Below are 17,054 nucleotides of genomic sequence, written 5' to 3'. Positions count from 1 at the left end.
CACAGAAAAAACGAACCCTTTATAAGGTTCGCACCAACTAATTATTTATACATATACTATTATTACGCTTCTAAACGGATCATTTCAAGTCTTAACACTTCTAATTTTTGTACGCACTCTTCTTTTTTCTGTTTGTCGTTATCCATCATCGCATCATATAAAGTTGCTAATTCATAATCTAGCTCCAAACGTAGCACCGGAATTCTCTTTTCAGCATCTGTTCTCTTTAACGCATTAATCACCTGTCTCATTTTTTTGCCTCCTCCCAATATTCGTCTGCCCTCGGACTAGAATTGATTCAATTTTCTGATTTTTTGTTTTATACTATACTATGTTGGATAAATCATCTATGCAACAAAATTATATTTTTTTATTTAAATTTTTTTGTGCTGTTTTTTTTATGAATAGTACAAGCTATGCTAAAATTAAAACAAAATAGGAGTTGGAGGAACAATCATGACACTACAAACATTCACATCAACTGATTTTGAAGTCTTTACTGTTGATGGTCTTGAAGAACGAATGAGCGCAATTAAAACGAATATTCATCCTAAGCTAGAAGCTTTAGGGGAACAATTTGCAGAATATTTATCACAACAAACTGATGAAAACTTTTTCTACCATGTAGCAAAACATGCACGCCGCAAAGTCAATCCACCAAACGATACTTGGGTTGCTTTTTCAACAAATAAACGTGGATATAAAATGTTACCACACTTTCAAATTGGTTTATGGGGTACTCACGCCTTCATATACTTTGGTTTAATCTATGAGTGTCCACAAAAAGTGGAGACGGCTCACGCCTTCTTAGAACATTTAAATGATTTAAAAACAAATATTCCAAATGACTTCGTTTGGTCCATTGACCATACTAAACCAGGTGTAAAACTACATAAAACGCTTGAAACGGAAGACTTACAAAAGATGATTGAACGTTTAGCTACTGTGAAAAAAGCAGAGTTATTAGTCGGTATTCATATATCACCAGAGGAGTTTTCAGCAATGACCAACGAACAATTCCTTGCTAAGATTGAATCTACGATGCAACCACTCCTTCCTTTATATGCACTTTGTAATCGATAGTAGAAAACGGACAATTTATATTGTCCGTTTTTAGTTGTTATCACATTATAGCACTTCATATTTTATTTTTCAAAATATTTTTACATTTTAACAATCTTTTTTTCTGCTACTTCCTTTGCTTTTTGAATCGTACGATATATAGAATATCCACTTACTTCTTGAAATTCTTTATCAATTTTTTTCTCCGCTGCCTTCGATGGCACAATCTCTTTAAAACGACGATATGATTCCATCAAATCTTCTCTCAAAACTCCTTTTTCATATACCTTTTCAATCGCTTCATAAAACTTTACAACTGCTACCATTTCTTCATTTGACCAATTGTAATCAAGTGGATATTGATATTCCATTTTTGCACCTCATTCAGTATTCTTTCTTTTTCCATTATGCTACCTTTAAGACAACCTTTTATTCTTCACTATAGCCACTCTGCATTATACACCATTTATCCATTTCAATGGAATTGTCTTCCTCTTTGCAGTATTTAAAATATAACTATTAAACATACTCACCTTGAAAATGCGATTTTTCTATACATCTATAATTATTGGTGATATAATGCTTTTGTTTTATAGAGAATAAAGTGAGACTACCATCCCCAAAAAGGCTTTTGCGAATGGCAGAAAAACAAGTCACGTTCTAAAAGTTTGCCATCTTAATTTGCTTTTAGAATGAGATGAAATCATATAAAACAAACTCTAATAAATATTACGAAGAAGAAGGGGTGTATAGATTGTCCCAATACGAAACACCATTGTTTACCGCTTTAGTTGAGCACAGTAAGCGAAATCCAGTTCAATTCCATATTCCTGGTCATAAAAAAGGACAGGGCATGGATCCTACATTTCGCGAGTTTATTGGGCATAATGCATTAGCAATTGATTTAATTAATATTGCGCCGCTCGATGATTTACATCATCCAAAGGGTATGATTAAAGAAGCACAGGATTTAGCAGCCGCTGCTTTCGGTGCAGATCATACGTTCTTTTCTATTCAAGGTACAAGTGGTGCAATTATGACAATGGTGATGAGCGTTTGCGGTCCTGGGGATAAAATCCTTGTGCCACGGAATGTGCATAAATCAGTAATGTCCGCTATTATTTTCTCAGGTGCAAAACCAATTTTCATGCATCCTGAGATTGATCCGAAGCTCGGTATTTCACATGGAATCACAATTCAATCTGTCAAAAAGGCTCTTGAAGAGCACTCAGATGCGAAAGGCTTACTTGTTATAAATCCGACATATTTTGGGTTTGCTGCAGACTTAGAGCAAATTGTAGAATTAGCTCATTCTTACGATATTCCTGTACTTGTTGATGAAGCTCACGGTGTTCATATCCATTTTCATGATGAACTGCCGATATCAGCTATGCAAGCGGGTGCAGATATGGCAGCAACAAGTGTTCACAAATTAGGAGGGTCTTTAACCCAAAGCTCTATTCTTAATGTAAAAGAGGGTCTTGTTAACGTAAAACATGTTCAATCCATTATTAGCATGCTTACGACTACATCAACTTCTTACATTTTGTTAGCATCTCTTGATGTTGCCAGAAAACGTCTTGCTACCGAAGGAACAGCTCTCATAGAACAAACAATACAATTAGCTGAGCATGTTCGTGATGCTATTAATGCTATTGAGCATCTTTATTGTCCCGGAAAAGAAATGCTAGGAACAGATGCTACTTTTAACTATGATCCTACAAAGATAATTGTATCTGTAAAAGATTTAGGTATTACAGGCCATCAGGCTGAAGTATGGCTTAGAGAACATTACAACATTGAAGTAGAACTCTCTGATTTATATAACATACTTTGTCTTATCACATTTGGAGATACAGAAAGTGAAACAGATACACTTATCACAGCATTACAAGATTTAGCAGCAACATATAGAAATAGAGCAGACAAAGGTGTGCAAGTACAAGTAGAAATACCAGAAATACCTGTGCTAGCACTTTCTCCTAGAGATGCTTTTTATTCAGAAACAGAAGTCATTCCATTTGAAAACGCAGCAGGTCGTATTATAGCTGATTTTGTTATGGTTTATCCGCCAGGGATTCCAATCTTTACTCCGGGGGAAATTATTACACAAGATAACTTAGAGTATATTCTTAAAAATTTAGAAGCTGGGTTACCTGTACAAGGTCCTGAAGATATGACATTACAAACATTACGTGTTATTAAAGAGTACAAGCCTATCAGTTGATAGGCTTTTCTTTCACCTTTTTTCTCTTTTTTTCATACGATACTAAAGAATTTGACATTCCCACCCTAATGGGGCAAGCTGACTAACATCAGTGGGATTCTTGCTACCTAAGGCGAAATCCATTTCTGGTATCGCTGACGTGCAAGATTGCGGTGTGCCATCACCACTCTCACAACAGATCGTATAGGTTCGTGAGCTACGGTACTATACCATACCGTACAGATTCGTGTTCAGGTGTTTTAGCGTCTTGTTCTTGACGACACATATCATTTTACCGATAGCTTGAATTCGGCTATCGAACTCCCTATGCTATCTTTATTCAAAGAACACATTGGCGTTTTAAAGACTTGTACTTGTCTGTAGTTAAAGTCTACCAAAATATAAAGTGAAACTTTAATCAGTGGGGTTTTGTTCATCCCCACTGATTATTAGCCTTCACCAATCGGGCGTTTACGGGCAGCAGGGCTCCAGCCGAATTTTGAGGCGGAATTCTTACTGCCCGCAAATAGCGGGATAAATGTTTTTCTATGAAAAAGCGATACTTTCATCCTATGTCTAAAGGCGGACTAAAGTCCAATATAGACTTTCCCGTATCGCGAAATCTGTAACGTATAGGTGGGGATACCATTATGATTGTGATAGGCCGTTCTATTGTACACCCTTATATCACAAATGAATATGAGCCATTTGCAGCTGAAAAACAACAGATTTTATCCATAATGGCGGGAAATCAAGAAGTTTATTCCTTCCGAACAGCCGATGAACTCAGCTTTGATCTTAATTTACGAGTTAATATTATTACTTCCGCGCTAGAACTTTTTCAAAGTGGATTTCAGTTTCGTACGTTTCAACAATCTTTTTGCAACCCTCAGTTTTGGGAAAGAACATCACTTGGCGGATTTCAACTACTCCCAAACATAGCCCCTTCTATTGCCATCCAAGATATTTTTAAAAACGGAAAACTATATGGAACTGAATGTGCCACCGCAATGATTATCATTTTTTACAAAGCATTACTATCATTATATGAGGAAAAAACTTTCAACCGTCTATTCGCAAACCTCTTACTTTATACATGGGACTACGATCGCGACTTAAAGCTCATAACAAAAACGAGTGGCGATATCGTTCCAGGTGACCTCGTTTACTTTAAAAACCCACAAGTTAATCCAGCTACGATTGAGTGGCAAGGAGAAAATACAATCTATCTAGGAAACTTCTTTTTTTACGGACATGGCGTAGGCGTAAAAACGAAAGAGGAAATTATTTATTCATTAAATGAACGAAGGATTCCTTATGCTTTTATTTCAGCTTATTTAACCGATTTTATTACTCGTATTGATAGCCGTATGATGAGCCAATATGCCCCTCCTAACACGCCACAAACATCAATAGGATTTATTCCTATTAGAGATGATGCAATTGTTGCAACAGTCGGACATACAACTACAATCTATTAAAAAAACGCCTACATGTGTAGGCGTTTTTTCTTAATTATTAAGCTTTTGTATGTTCTTTATGGTCACATTCGCAATGAGATCCACATTTCCCATAAAGTACTGTTGATTTTTCATCTTCAAAATGTGCGATTGTTCCTTCACAAACTTGGCATACGATTGTTCCCATCTTCATTTCCCCCTGATTTTTAAGAATAATCTACTTATATATGATTAAGCTTTCGCATTGTCTCTATTAGCACAGTCACAATTGGAACCACATTTCCCATAAAGTACTGTCGTTTTCTCATCCTCAAAATGTCCGATTGTTCCTTCGCAAACTTGACATACGATTGTTCCCATTTTTCATTTCCCCCTAAGTTTATGGTCCTAAAAACTTTTAGCTGTCAATTTCCTATCAATTATTGGGCTTTTGTATGTTCTGTGTGATCACATCCGCAAGATCCACATTTCCCGTAAAGTACCGTTACTTTCTCATCCTCGAAGTGTGCAATTGTACCTTCACAATCTTGACATACGATTGTTCCCATTTTTCATTTCCCCCTAAGTTTATAATCCCAAAAACTTTTGTAACCGCTTAACTTTCTGTCTTTATTTTAATATGTTATACTTTTTACGTCAATAGGTTTTTAGTATAACACATTAAATATTTTAAAATTAAATTAGTATGCGATATTAACACAAAAAAACAGCCATATCTCATACGTACGACTGTTTCTTGTTAATTATTCTTCATACTCCGCATGCAAAGAAGTAGACGGAACAAGAAATTTAAAAAACTGAGCTAACTCCTCCGCCTCCTCTTCCGATCCTAACTTAAAAGTTTCCTGTATATATGGAACATTTTCTACATCATCTCTCCCAAGCAAAGTAGATCTCCCTGTTTGCATACAAACAATAAGTGGCTTTCCAAAAAACATATTTGTATAAATAACTCCAAAATCATAACGTGTATCATGCGTCATAAATCCTAAAAATCGTACCTTCACACTTTCATGCTCATCATACAATTTTTCAAACATGAGTTTCCACCTTTCTAAATAACACTTCCTACTCATTAATATATTAAACAAAAAAAGTAATACTCCTTTTAATTGTCAAAAAATTCAGTAGGATGTAGAATGATATTATTCTACTAAGTTAAGGGGGAATTTGTATGCAACACGCCTTTATCACACTTGTACCTAAATCCAATCAACAATCTGTTTCAATAGAAGATGTTAAACACCTTTTTCATAACTATAAAACCGTTACTTCCAAGACTGGTGATCAAATTAATTATGCTTATACAAATACAGCTTTTCCTTATGAAATATTAGATACATCAGCAACAACATTAAAACTCCAATCGAGTCACGATCGATATGATTCTATTTATGTTGGGATTGGAATAGAAAAGGAACAATCTTTTATTCAGGTTTCTTTGCCTACTACAGCAACATTTGGTGATAAAGGAAAAGCAAATGAATTTAGCCGTTTTCTAGCGAAGAAATTAGAAGGAGAGTTACAACTATTTAATGGAAGAACAATGTATTTCTATAAACGTTAATTTAAAAAATAGAGAATATGATTAAAAAAAGTATGCAATTTGAACACGTAAGGAATAACGCCTGCTTTCTTACGTGTAATACAAAACATGCAATCACATATGCCAAATAAAGAAATACAAAAAAGAGAATTACTTTATAATGAAACTTATCACCATTCGATAATGTTAATACAATGGAAAAACCACTCCATAATAGAAAATGATAAAATATAACATGTAATATTCTCATGGAACCTTCTCCTTTGACATGCTCTATTTTATTAATATATGGGATTAAGTTTGAATCAATTACATATTATATAACGGCATATATGCTAACGGTTCATTTAAAGTATTATATATTCATTCGACAAGTACATATAAAGACCTTGCAAGTCATTTCATGAAAATAAAAATACCCCATCTCTTTAAATAAGAGATGGGGTATTTACATTACTTAAATTATTTTACAATGTGAATTGGCATTCCAAGAGCAACTTCAGCTGCTTCCATTGTGATCTCACCTAATGTTGGGTGAGCATGGATTGTTTGAGCGATATCTTCAGCTGTCATTCCAGCTTCGATAGCTAAACCAATCTCAGAGATAATATCAGAAGCACCTGCACCTGCAACTTGTGCACCTACAAGAAGACCATCTTCTTTACGCGTTACAAGTTGTAAGAAACCGTCAGTGCTGTTTAATGATAACGCACGACCGTTTGCAGCGAATGGGAACTTAGATACAGCTACTGTCATTCCTGCTTCTTCAGCTTGTTTCTTAGTGTAACCAACAGATGCTAATTCTGGATCAGTGAAGCATACTGCAGGAATTCCGATGTAATCGATTGCTGATGCATGGCCACTAATTACTTCAACAGCTACTTTACCTTCGTAAGAAGCTTTGTGAGCTAATGGTGGTCCAGGAACGATATCACCGATTGCATAGATGTTTGAAATATTTGTACGGCATTGCTCATCAATTTCGATAATGCCACGGTCAGTCATTTTAATTCCAACTTGCTCAAGACCGATTTCTTGAGTGTTTGGACGACGACCTACAGTTACTAATACGTAATCTGCTTCTACAGTTTGGATTTCACCGTTAACTTCAAAGCTAACTTTTACGCCAGTTTCTGTTTCTTCAACGCCTTTAGCCATAGCTTTTGTATGGATATTTACGTTACCTTTTTTCTGTAGAGCACGTTTAACAACAGAGCTCATAGCTTTTTCGAAACCAGCTAAGATTTCGTCGCCAGCTTCTACTACAGTAACTTCTGTACCGAAGTTAGCATATGCAGTACCTAATTCCATACCGATGTAACCGCCGCCGATTACAACAAGTTTTTTAGGAATTTCAGGTAAGCTTAAAGCGCCTGTAGAGTTGATAACACGTTTAGAGTATTTGAATCCTGGAATTTCGATTGGTGTAGAACCAGTTGCAAGAACAGCATTTTTAAACGTATAAGTTTGTGCTGCATCTTCAGTCATTACGCGTAATGTGTTAGCATCTACGAAGTAAGCTTCACCGCGAATGATTTCAACTTTGTTACCTTTAAGAAGGCCTTCAACACCGCCAGTTAATTTCTTAACTACGCCGTTTTTCCATTCTTGAACTTTTGTAAAGTCAACTTTTACGTTCTCTGCAGTGATACCCATATCATCAGAATGCATTGCATTCTCATAACGATGACCTGCATTGATTAACGCTTTTGAAGGAATACATCCAACGTTTAAGCATACGCCACCAAGGTTAGATTTTTCAATAATCGCTACCTTTTGACCTAATTGTGCTGCACGAATTGCCGCAACGTATCCACCAGGACCTGCACCAACAACGACTGTATCTAATTCAATTGGGAAATCTCCTACTACCATTGTTATTACGCCTCCATTACTAATAATTGTGGGTCATTCAATAGACGTTTAATTTGGTTTAATGCTTTTTGAGCAGTTGCGCCGTCAATTAAACGATGGTCAAAGCTTAGAGATAATGCTAATACTGGAGCTGCAACGATTTCACCGTTTTTCACAACTGGTTTCTCAGCGATACGGCCGATACCAAGGATTGCTACTTCTGGGTGATTGATAACTGGAGTGAACCATTGTCCACCTGCAGAACCAATGTTTGTAATTGTGCAAGAAGCACCTTTCATTTCAGTTGGAGCTAAACGACCATCACGTGCTTTACCAGCAAGTTCATTGATCTCGTTAGAGATAGTAAAGATAGATTTACGATCTGTATCTTTAACAACTGGTACTAATAGACCTTTGTCTGTATCAGCTGCGATACCGATGTTGAAGTAATGTTTATGAACGATTTCTTGAGAAGCATCGTCTAAAGCAGTATTCAACATTGGGAATTCACGTAATGCAGATGTTAAAGCTTTTACAACGTATGGAAGGTAAGTTAATTTAATACCTTTGTCAGCTGCAACAGCTTTGAACTTCTTACGGTGAGCAACAAGTTCTGTTACATCTACTTCATCCATTAATGTTACGTGAGGAGCTGTATGCTTAGAGTTAACCATTGCTTTCGCAATCGCTTTACGGATACCACTCATTTTCTCACGAGTTTCTGGATATTCACCAGCTGGGATTGGTTGTGCTTTTGGTGCTTCTTCTTTCGCTGCTGCTGGCGTAGCTTCTACTGCTGCTGGAGCCTCAGTTGCTGCTACAGTTTGTCCACCATTTGCAAATGCCTCGATGTCAGTTTTCACAACACGGCCGTTCTTACCAGAACCAGCTACTTTATGAATATCTACACCTTTTTCACGAGCATATTTACGAACAGATGGCATAGCGATTACACGCTCATTTACTACTTCTGCAGTTGCTGCTGGAGTAGTTTCCGCTGCTGGAGCTTCTACTGCTGCTTCTTCAGCTTTTGGAGCTTCATCATGATCGTCACCTTTAAATTTAAGGTTTTCGTATCCAGGAGCATCAAATTTAATTAATGTATCTCCTACAATTGCAACTGTTCCTTCTTCTACAAGTACTTCAAGTACTTTACCTTTAACAGGAGAAGGGATTTCTACTACTGCTTTATCATTTTGTACTTCAAGAAGTACATCGTCTTCATTTACTTCATCGCCTGGTTTAATAAACCATTTTACGATTTCACCTTCGTGGATACCTTCACCGATATCTGGTAGTTTAAATTCAAATGCCACGGAATTCAGCCCCCTGATTCATTTCATTATTATGGAATATGTACAAAAGAAACCAGCATGTGCTGATTTCTTTTGCACATGAAAAACTAAAAATTAGAAGTTCATTACTTTGTTAACAGCTTCAACAATATCTTTATGGTTTGGTAACCATACGCTCTCAGCTTGAGAGAATGGGAATACTGTATCAGCAGCTGCAACACGTACAACTGGAGCTTCTAAGTTTAAGATTGCACGGTCGTTAATTTCCGCTACAACGTTAGCTGCAATACCAGCTTGTTTTTGAGCTTCTTGAACTACAACTACGCGGCCTGTTTTTTCAACAGAAGCGATGATTGTTTCGATATCTAATGGTTGAACTGTACGTAAGTCAACAACCTCTAAAGAGATACCTTCTTTTTCAAGTTCTTCAGCAGCTTTTAATGCAGCATGAACCATAGCACCATAAGCGATAACAGATACATCTGTACCTTCACGTTTGATGTCAGCTTTGCCTAAATCAATTGTGTAATCACCTTCTGGTACATCTTGACGGAATGAACGGTACAATTTCATATGCTCTAAGTAGATAACTGGATCGTTGTCACGAATCGCAGAGATTAAAAGACCTTTTGCATCGTATGGAGTAGATGGAATAACAACTTTTAGACCAGGTTGTTGTGCCACTAATCCTTCTAAGCTATCAGCATGTAGTTCAGGAGTATGAACACCACCACCGAATGGAGAACGAATTGTTACTGGAGCAGTCCAACGTCCACCAGAACGGTAACGCATACGAGCTAATTGACCAGAAACTGAATCCATTACTTCATAAATGAAACCGAAGAATTGGATTTCTGGAACTGGACGGAAGCCTTCAAGTGCAAGTCCAACTGCAAGTCCACCAATACCAGACTCTGCAAGTGGAGTATCCATTACACGATCTTCACCGAATTCAGCTTGTAAACCTTCAGTAGCACGGAATACTCCGCCGTTTACACCAACGTCTTCACCAAACACAAGTACGTTAGGATCATTTTTCATTTCAACGCGTAAAGCATCAGTGATTGCTTGAATCATTGTCATTTGAGCCATGGCTTACTTCGACTCCTTTTCTTTGTAAATTTCATATTGTTCAGCTAAGTTGTAAGGCATTTTTTCGTACATGATTTCCATTAAATCAGTAACTTTTTGTTTTGGAGCTTGGTCAGCCTTAGCAATTGCTTGTTTGATATCTTCTTTTGCTTCTTCGATAACTTTCTCTTCAACTTCTTGAGACCATAGGCCTTTGTTTTCTAAGAATGCACGGAAGCGTACGATTGGATCTTTTTGTTCCCATTCGTTTTCGATATCTTTTGTACGGTAACGAGTTGGGTCATCACCAGCCATTGTATGTGGACCATAACGGAATGTTAAAGTCTCGATTAAAGTAGGACCTTCGCCATTTACTGCGCGCTCACGAGCGAAAGCAGTTGCTGCGTATACAGCTAATGGATCCATACCGTCTACTTGAATTCCGTAAATACCTGCTGCTACTGCTTTTTGTGCTACAGTTTTAGCTGCAGATTGCTTTTCTACTGGAGTAGAGATTGCATAACGGTTGTTTTGTACAACGAAGATTGCTGGAGCTTTGAATGCACCCGCAAAGTTCATACCTTCGTAGAAGTCACCTTGTGAAGCACCACCGTCACCAGTGTAAGTAATTGCAACAGATTTTTTACCACGTAATTTCATACCTAACGCAACACCAGCAGTTTGGATGATTTGCGCACCGATAATGATTTGTGGAGCAAGTGCATTTACATTCTCAGGCATTTGGTTACCCATGAAATGTCCACGAGAGAATAAGAATGCTTGGTATAATGGTAGACCGTGCCACACTAATTGTGGAACGTCACGATATCCTGGTAAGATGAAATCTTCTGCTTCAAGTGCGAAATGACTTGCTAATTGAGAAGCCTCTTGTCCAGCAGTTGGTGCGTAGAAACCTAAACGTCCTTGACGGTTTAAAGAAATAGAACGTTGATCTAGTACGCGAGTATACACCATACGGCGCATTAATTCTTTTAATTGATCATCAGATAATTCAGGCATAGCTGCTTCATTCACAACTTCGCCTTTTTCATTTAAAATTTGTAATGTTTCAAATTGAGCTGCGATAGCTTTCATTTGCTCATCAACATTAAATAGGGTCTTTTTTGTTTTAGTACCCATTCCGTTCACCTCTTCCTCTCTTGAACCATATTCTGAAACGCTTTCACTATCTATTAGCTAGACTGAAAGCGCAACAATGTAAACCAACAAATTTGTTTGTCGGTTGAGAATAATTTTGTGTACCTAACAATCTGTACTAATGTTTTTTCAAAAACATATTAATACAATCTTGATCACGTTTTTTAGTTTACAACTATTCTAATTACGATGTCAATTACTTTGAATACGTTTTTTTATAAATAATATGCCGGTTTCCTCTACACAAACGTGTTTTTATTTTTCACATCTGTATTAGTAAGCAATAACCTGCTGTTATATTATTCCCTTTTTAACTTATTTTTTCTCTTAGAATAATATGTAAACGATTTAATTCTCCTTAGTTTTTCTCTCTTCTCAAGAAAATTATACAAACACTTCTTCCTTTTATAGGTAAATACCTATACATTTCTGATCATTCCTCCATACATTATAGTAACCGCAGTATTAGCGGGAAATGATAAAGGAGGTCATCTCATGTACGGATACTCATATTGCTATCCAACAACTTGTTCATATCCTTCCTACGGTTATGGCGGTTCTTGTGGCGGATCTGGAAGCGGCTTCGCCTTAATCGTTGTGTTGTTTATCCTTTTAATTATCGTTGGCGCTGCTTGCATTCGCTAATTAATGTAAAATGAAACAACTATGGAAAGAAACAGACGGCTTTGCCGTCTTTTCTTTTTATTACATAACTTATCTGTAGAAGATTTGTTTCCAAGTAGCTCTTCCTTACTTGCCGATGACTTTTTTTATCTCCTTTGGTAGACTAAAGGAGAAAGGAGAGATTACATATGCTTACAATGAATGAGGTAATTCGTGAAGGAAATCCTATTTTGCGCGACGTCGCAGAAGAGGTCTCCTTACCTGCTAGCGAGGAAGATACAAATACTCTTAAAGAAATGATTGAATTTGTAATAAATAGCCAGGACCCTGAAATGGCTGAAAAATATAATTTACGCCCCGGAATCGGATTAGCGGCTCCGCAAATCGGTATTTCAAAGAAAATGATTGCGGTTCATGTAACTGATACGAACGATACGTTATATAGCTACGCATTATTTAACCCAAAAATCATTAGTCATTCTGTTGAACGTACATATTTACAAAATGGTGAAGGCTGTCTATCTGTAGACCGTGAAGTACCTGGTTATGTCCCTCGTTACACAAGAATTACAGTAAAGGCAACAACGATTAACGGTGAAGACGTAAAACTGCGATTAAAAGGTTTACCAGCAATTGTATTCCAACATGAAATCGACCATTTAAACGGTGTTATGTTCTATGACCATATTAATAAAGACAATCCATTTGTGGCTCCCGATGATTCAAAACCTCTCGAGCGATAATAGTAAAAAGGCGGAAGTTAACCTTCCGCCTTTTTATTATATGAAATGGGTTCCACACTTACTTATAACAAGCCAGCCCACTTTAATCCGTGATAAATACCGTCTTCATTAACATCTTTTGTCACATAATTAGCAAGTTTTTTCAAATCCTCATGACCATTCCCCATCACAATGCCCGTTCCTACTGCTTCAATCATTTCTAAATCATTTAATCCGTCCCCAAATGCATATACTTGTTCACGATTAAATCCTATTTTCTCAATAAACTTCTCAATCCCTTTTGCCTTAGAACCACCATTAGGAATAATATCCATTGAATATGCATGCCAGCGTATAAAATGAAAATCTGGATAATGATGAATAAACTTTTCTTCTTCGTTTACTTCACAAAAAAGAAGCGTTTGATAAATATCGCGTTTCTCATAAAAATCAGGTTCATATGCCGGATGCTCGAATTGTAAGCTTCCAAAACCTTCTTTTACATAATCATGATATTCCACTGACGCTCTCATTTCTTGATGGTCAAGATATACAAGTGGATATCCTTCTTGTTTTGCAAACTGAGTAAACTTATGTAGAGCATCCGGATGTAATGGATTATTAAATAATACCTCATCCTCAAATACAACATACTGCCCGTTAAAACTAACATAATTATGTATATTGAGTTCCTCACGAATATCTTCAAACATAAATGGCGCACGCCCTGTCGCAATCGCTACATGCACACCTTTTTCTTGTAAATCTCTTACTGCATCTCTTGTAGATTGCGGAATTTTCTTATCATGATCTAATAATGTTCCATCAATATCAAAAAAGACAATTTTATCATTCATTTGTCAAAATCCTTTCTGGCACTCTATATTCCTATTTTGATTATCACTTTTCAAATTTCAAAAAAAAGTATAACATATTAAACATCTGTGAAGAAAGCGTTCACTTTCTGACCTTATTTATGAAATGTGCATATACTATTAGTGAAAAAATGTGAATACTTGTTCGGATGAATTTTCTTTTCTATTCTTCCTCATACTATATCTATAACTAACGGCTACTAATCGTTACTACAAGATAACTTACACTATACTAAAAAGAACAAGATTCACTATTCACTTCTAATCTTCTTTCTTGTATGAGAGACGGAGTTATCATTAGTAATATGCATGTTTAAAATAAGGAAAGGAAGGAGTAATCATGCTGAAGAAGCTGAAGAAAAAGCTCAAGCGTTATTTAAACGATTTAGTCCGTAAGAAGACAATCGCTTAAATTGTGCCCATTTCGGGCTTTTTCTTCATTCTCATTCGAAAAAACATGAAAATCATGACTGTTTGCTTTATAATAAGTAACAGATAATGCAAAACATAGACAAGGAGAGGTTTTCCCAATGATTTTTAAAGTATTTTATCAAGAAAAATTAACTGAGGTCCCAGTACGTGAAAATACAAAAGTTTTATATTTAGAGGCTACGTCTCAAAAGGATGTTCGTAAAAAATTAAATAAGTTCGCATATAATATCGAGTTCGTTCAGTCTGTTACTGGTGCTCATCTTGAATATGAAAAACAAAACGCTGATTTAATATTAGCGGAGATCGTATAGTCATATGAAATTCCTAAAAAATGATCAAGCTGCCGTTTTTGCCCTCGGTGGTCTTGGTGAAATCGGTAAAAATACATATGCTGTTCAATTTCAAGATGAAATTATTATAATTGATGCTGGAATTAAATTTCCAGAAGACGAACTCCTAGGGATCGATTATGTAATACCAGATTACACTTATTTTGTGCGAAACGAAGATAAAATTAAAGGGTTATTCATTACACATGGTCACGAAGATCATATCGGTGGAATTCCCTATCTATTACGTCAAGTAAACATTCCAATTTACGGCGGAAAATTAGCAATTGCCCTAATAAAAAACAAATTAGAAGAGCACGGATTACTTCGTAAAGCAAAACTTTATGAAATTCAAGAAGATGATGTTATTAAATTTAAAAAGACATCTGTTTCCTTCTTCCGTACAACTCACAGTATTCCGGATTCATACGGAGTTGTTGTGAAAACACCTCAAGGACAAGTCGTTCATACAGGTGATTTCAAATTTGATTTCACACCAGTAGGTGAGCCAGCAGATTTAACAAAAATGGCCGAAATCGGAAAAGACGGTGTACTTTGTCTCTTATCTGATAGTACAAACAGTGAAGTGCCAAACTTTACGATGTCTGAGCGCCGCGTTGGTGATAGTATTCAAGATATATTCCGCAAAGTAGACGGTCGTATTATATTCGCAACCTTTGCATCGAATATCCATCGCTTACAACAAGTTGTTGAGGCTGCTGTTGAAAACAATCGTAAAGTAGCTGTATTCGGTCGAAGTATGGAAGCGGCTATTGAAATCGGACAAAACCTTGGTTATATCCGGTGTCCAAAGGATACATTCATAGACACAGCTCAGCTAAACCGCCTACCAGCTAATAAAGTTGTTATGTTATGTACAGGTAGTCAAGGGGAGCCGATGGCAGCACTTTCACGTATTGCCAATGGTACACATCGTCAAATTCAAATTATCCCTGGCGATACAGTTGTTTTCTCTTCTTCACCAATCCCAGGCAATACAATTAGTGTAAGTCGTACAATTAACATGTTGTACCGCGCTGGTGCTGATGTAATCCATGGTAAACTCTCAAATATTCATACGAGCGGACACGGTGGACAAGAAGAACAAAAGTTAATGCTACGTCTTATTAAGCCGAAATATTTCATGCCAATTCATGGTGAATATCGTATGCAACGTATGCATATGAAATTAGCGAATGATTGTGGTATTCCAGAAGAAAATTGTTTCATTATGGATAATGGAGATGTTCTTGCTTTACGTTCTGATGAAGCAAGTGTAGCTGGGAAAATCCCATCTGGCTCTGTCTATATCGATGGAAATGGTATTGGAGATATCGGTAATATCGTATTACGTGATCGTCGCATTCTTTCTGAAGAAGGACTTGTTATTGTAGTTGTAAGCATTGATATGAAAGAATTTAAAGTTGCAGCAGGACCTGATATCATCTCGCGTGGTTTCGTTTATATGCGTGAAAGCAGCGATTTAATCAACGATGCTCAAACATTAATTACAACACATTTAGAAAAAGTAATGGAGCGAAAAACAACACAATGGTCTGAAATTAAAAATGAGATTACAGACACATTAGCACCATTCCTATACGAAAAAACGAAACGTCGTCCAATGATTTTACCAATCATTATGGAAATATAAGAAAAAGGACAATGCCTCCTCGGCATTGTCCTTTTCTCTTATCTTAAAAAATGCTTAAAACGATCTACTTCATCGTCATGACCAATTACAATTAATATATCTCCCGCCTGAACGTTTTCTGTAGCTCGAGGAGATACGATAACTTCTTTTCCACGTTTAATTGCTACAATGTTCAAACCAAACTTCGCACGAATATCTAATTCAATTAAAGAGTGCCCATCAATTTTTTTATTTGCGATAATCTCTACAATACTATGCTCATCTGAAAGCTCTAGGTAATCTAACACATTACTTGATGCGATATTATTAGCAATCCTTTTTCCCATATCTCGTTCTGGATGCACAATATGATCTGCCCCTATTTTACTTAACACTTTTTCATGATAGTCATTTTGAGCTTTTACAGTAATATTTTTCACACCTAATTCTTTCAAAATTAACGTTGTTAAAATACTTGAATTCAAATTATCTCCAATAGCAACGACTACATGATCAAAATTACGAATACCAAGACTTTTTAATACCATCTCATCTGTTGAATCTGCAATTACAGCATGCGAAGCTATATTTGCAAACTCATTAATTTTATCCTCATCTGAGTCAATTGCCATTACTTCCATACCTAATTGAGCTAATTCACGGCAAATACTTCCACCAAAACGGCCAAGCCCAATAACAGCAAATTCTTTCTCTTTTTCGCCCACAGGAATTCCTCCAATAACATCAAATACTATGTACTTTTATTGTAACATACTTTAAATTCGCT

The 17,054-nt window shown here is 36.4% G+C and carries 21 protein-coding genes; 8 read left to right on the top strand and 13 right to left on the bottom strand.

All coding sequences use genetic code 11. The features are described 5' to 3' along the window. Positions 1-62: 62 nt before the first annotated feature. Positions 63-251 carry a hypothetical protein gene (locus ABH959_RS07105; RefSeq protein WP_002121995.1) on the bottom strand — a complete coding sequence of 63 codons (189 nt, stop codon included), beginning with the start codon at positions 249-251 and terminating at the stop codon, positions 63-65. Positions 252-456: 205 nt separating this feature from the next. On the opposite strand from ABH959_RS07105, the gene ABH959_RS07100 reads away from it, so the two are divergent. Beyond that, positions 457-1,083 (top strand): YktB family protein, encoded by a 627-nt coding sequence (locus ABH959_RS07100; RefSeq protein WP_002014864.1) that lies wholly within the window; start codon positions 457-459, stop codon positions 1,081-1,083. 80 nt (positions 1,084-1,163) lie between these two features. On the opposite strand, the gene ABH959_RS07095 is transcribed toward ABH959_RS07100, so the two are convergent. Further along, positions 1,164-1,433 (bottom strand): UPF0223 family protein, encoded by a 270-nt coding sequence (locus ABH959_RS07095; RefSeq protein ID WP_113937184.1) that lies wholly within the window; start codon positions 1,431-1,433, stop codon positions 1,164-1,166. Positions 1,434-1,816: 383 nt separating this feature from the next. Between ABH959_RS07095 and speA the strand changes: the two genes are divergently transcribed. Continuing rightward, positions 1,817-3,289, top strand: coding sequence for an arginine decarboxylase (gene speA, locus ABH959_RS07090; protein ID WP_002128878.1), 1,473 nt, complete (start codon positions 1,817-1,819; stop codon positions 3,287-3,289). A gap of 629 nt (positions 3,290-3,918) precedes the next feature. After that, positions 3,919-4,749, top strand: a complete 831-nt coding sequence (locus tag ABH959_RS07085; protein WP_002066931.1) for a protein-glutamine gamma-glutamyltransferase — start codon at positions 3,919-3,921, stop codon at positions 4,747-4,749. 37 nt (positions 4,750-4,786) lie between these two features. Here the strand turns inward: ABH959_RS07085 and ABH959_RS07080 are convergent, their stop codons facing one another. From ABH959_RS07080 to ABH959_RS07065, 4 genes are all read right to left on the bottom strand, one after another. Beyond that, complete coding sequence (locus tag ABH959_RS07080; RefSeq protein ID WP_000536785.1) at positions 4,787-4,915, bottom strand: GapA-binding peptide SR1P; 129 nt, start codon at positions 4,913-4,915, stop codon at positions 4,787-4,789. 44 nt (positions 4,916-4,959) lie between these two features. Continuing rightward, positions 4,960-5,088, bottom strand: a complete 129-nt coding sequence (locus ABH959_RS07075) for a GapA-binding peptide SR1P (RefSeq protein ID WP_404492405.1) — start codon at positions 5,086-5,088, stop codon at positions 4,960-4,962. Between the two features lie 59 nt (positions 5,089-5,147). Continuing rightward, positions 5,148-5,276, bottom strand: coding sequence for a GapA-binding peptide SR1P (locus tag ABH959_RS07070; protein ID WP_000536778.1), 129 nt, complete (start codon positions 5,274-5,276; stop codon positions 5,148-5,150). 195 nt (positions 5,277-5,471) lie between these two features. After that, positions 5,472-5,768, bottom strand: coding sequence for a DUF3055 domain-containing protein (locus tag ABH959_RS07065; protein ID WP_000462037.1), 297 nt, complete (start codon positions 5,766-5,768; stop codon positions 5,472-5,474). A gap of 134 nt (positions 5,769-5,902) precedes the next feature. Here ABH959_RS07065 and ABH959_RS07060 point away from each other — a divergent pair, with 134 nt between their 5' ends. Continuing rightward, on the top strand, positions 5,903-6,295 hold the full coding sequence (locus ABH959_RS07060) for a DUF1885 family protein (RefSeq protein WP_002014853.1): 393 nt from the start codon (positions 5,903-5,905) through the stop codon (positions 6,293-6,295). Position 6,296: 1 nt separating this feature from the next. On the opposite strand, the gene ABH959_RS07055 is transcribed toward ABH959_RS07060, so the two are convergent. The 5 genes from ABH959_RS07055 to pdhA form a co-directional block, all read right to left on the bottom strand. Further along, a complete protein-coding gene (locus ABH959_RS07055; protein WP_002088334.1) occupies positions 6,297-6,524 on the bottom strand; it encodes a hypothetical protein in 228 nt (75 codons plus the stop codon). Between the two features lie 212 nt (positions 6,525-6,736). Then, the gene (lpdA, locus tag ABH959_RS07050) at positions 6,737-8,149 is read right to left on the bottom strand and encodes a dihydrolipoyl dehydrogenase (protein WP_002014851.1); all 1,413 of its coding nucleotides are present in this window, start codon (positions 8,147-8,149) and stop codon (positions 6,737-6,739) included. A gap of 5 nt (positions 8,150-8,154) precedes the next feature. Then, positions 8,155-9,444 carry a pyruvate dehydrogenase complex dihydrolipoyllysine-residue acetyltransferase gene (gene pdhC, locus ABH959_RS07045; protein ID WP_113937181.1) on the bottom strand — a complete coding sequence of 430 codons (1,290 nt, stop codon included), beginning with the start codon at positions 9,442-9,444 and terminating at the stop codon, positions 8,155-8,157. Between the two features lie 93 nt (positions 9,445-9,537). After that, positions 9,538-10,515 carry a pyruvate dehydrogenase complex E1 component subunit beta gene (gene pdhB, locus ABH959_RS07040; RefSeq protein WP_000068162.1) on the bottom strand — a complete coding sequence of 326 codons (978 nt, stop codon included), beginning with the start codon at positions 10,513-10,515 and terminating at the stop codon, positions 9,538-9,540. Positions 10,516-10,518: 3 nt separating this feature from the next. Further along, positions 10,519-11,634: a pyruvate dehydrogenase E1 component subunit alpha gene (pdhA, locus tag ABH959_RS07035; RefSeq protein WP_000536893.1), complete on the bottom strand. Its 1,116-nt coding sequence runs from the start codon at positions 11,632-11,634 to the stop codon at positions 10,519-10,521. A gap of 513 nt (positions 11,635-12,147) precedes the next feature. On the opposite strand from pdhA, the gene ABH959_RS07030 reads away from it, so the two are divergent. Then, positions 12,148-12,297 (top strand): YjcZ family sporulation protein, encoded by a 150-nt coding sequence (locus tag ABH959_RS07030; RefSeq protein WP_002014847.1) that lies wholly within the window; start codon positions 12,148-12,150, stop codon positions 12,295-12,297. 167 nt (positions 12,298-12,464) lie between these two features. Continuing rightward, the gene (gene def, locus ABH959_RS07025; protein ID WP_002014846.1) at positions 12,465-13,019 is read left to right on the top strand and encodes a peptide deformylase; all 555 of its coding nucleotides are present in this window, start codon (positions 12,465-12,467) and stop codon (positions 13,017-13,019) included. 62 nt (positions 13,020-13,081) lie between these two features. Here def and ABH959_RS07020 read toward each other — a convergent pair whose 3' ends face one another. Further along, on the bottom strand, positions 13,082-13,855 hold the full coding sequence (locus ABH959_RS07020) for a Cof-type HAD-IIB family hydrolase (RefSeq protein ID WP_002014845.1): 774 nt from the start codon (positions 13,853-13,855) through the stop codon (positions 13,082-13,084). Positions 13,856-14,403: 548 nt separating this feature from the next. Here ABH959_RS07020 and ABH959_RS07015 point away from each other — a divergent pair. Further along, the gene (locus ABH959_RS07015) at positions 14,404-14,616 is read left to right on the top strand and encodes a DNA-dependent RNA polymerase subunit epsilon (protein WP_000576436.1); all 213 of its coding nucleotides are present in this window, start codon (positions 14,404-14,406) and stop codon (positions 14,614-14,616) included. A gap of 4 nt (positions 14,617-14,620) precedes the next feature. Continuing rightward, positions 14,621-16,288, top strand: a complete 1,668-nt coding sequence (gene rnjA / locus ABH959_RS07010; RefSeq protein WP_002033834.1) for a ribonuclease J1 — start codon at positions 14,621-14,623, stop codon at positions 16,286-16,288. A gap of 38 nt (positions 16,289-16,326) precedes the next feature. On the opposite strand, the gene ABH959_RS07005 is transcribed toward rnjA, so the two are convergent. Continuing rightward, positions 16,327-16,992 (bottom strand): potassium channel family protein, encoded by a 666-nt coding sequence (locus ABH959_RS07005; protein ID WP_000504033.1) that lies wholly within the window; start codon positions 16,990-16,992, stop codon positions 16,327-16,329. Positions 16,993-17,054: the final 62 nt, after the last annotated feature.

The sequence above is a fragment of the Bacillus sp. RC51 genome (genome assembly GCF_044908115.1).
GTDB lineage: Bacteria > Bacillota > Bacilli > Bacillales > Bacillaceae_G > Bacillus_A > Bacillus_A mycoides.
Note: the sequence above shows the minus strand (reverse complement) of the source record. Positions and strands in the feature narration are given on the sequence as shown.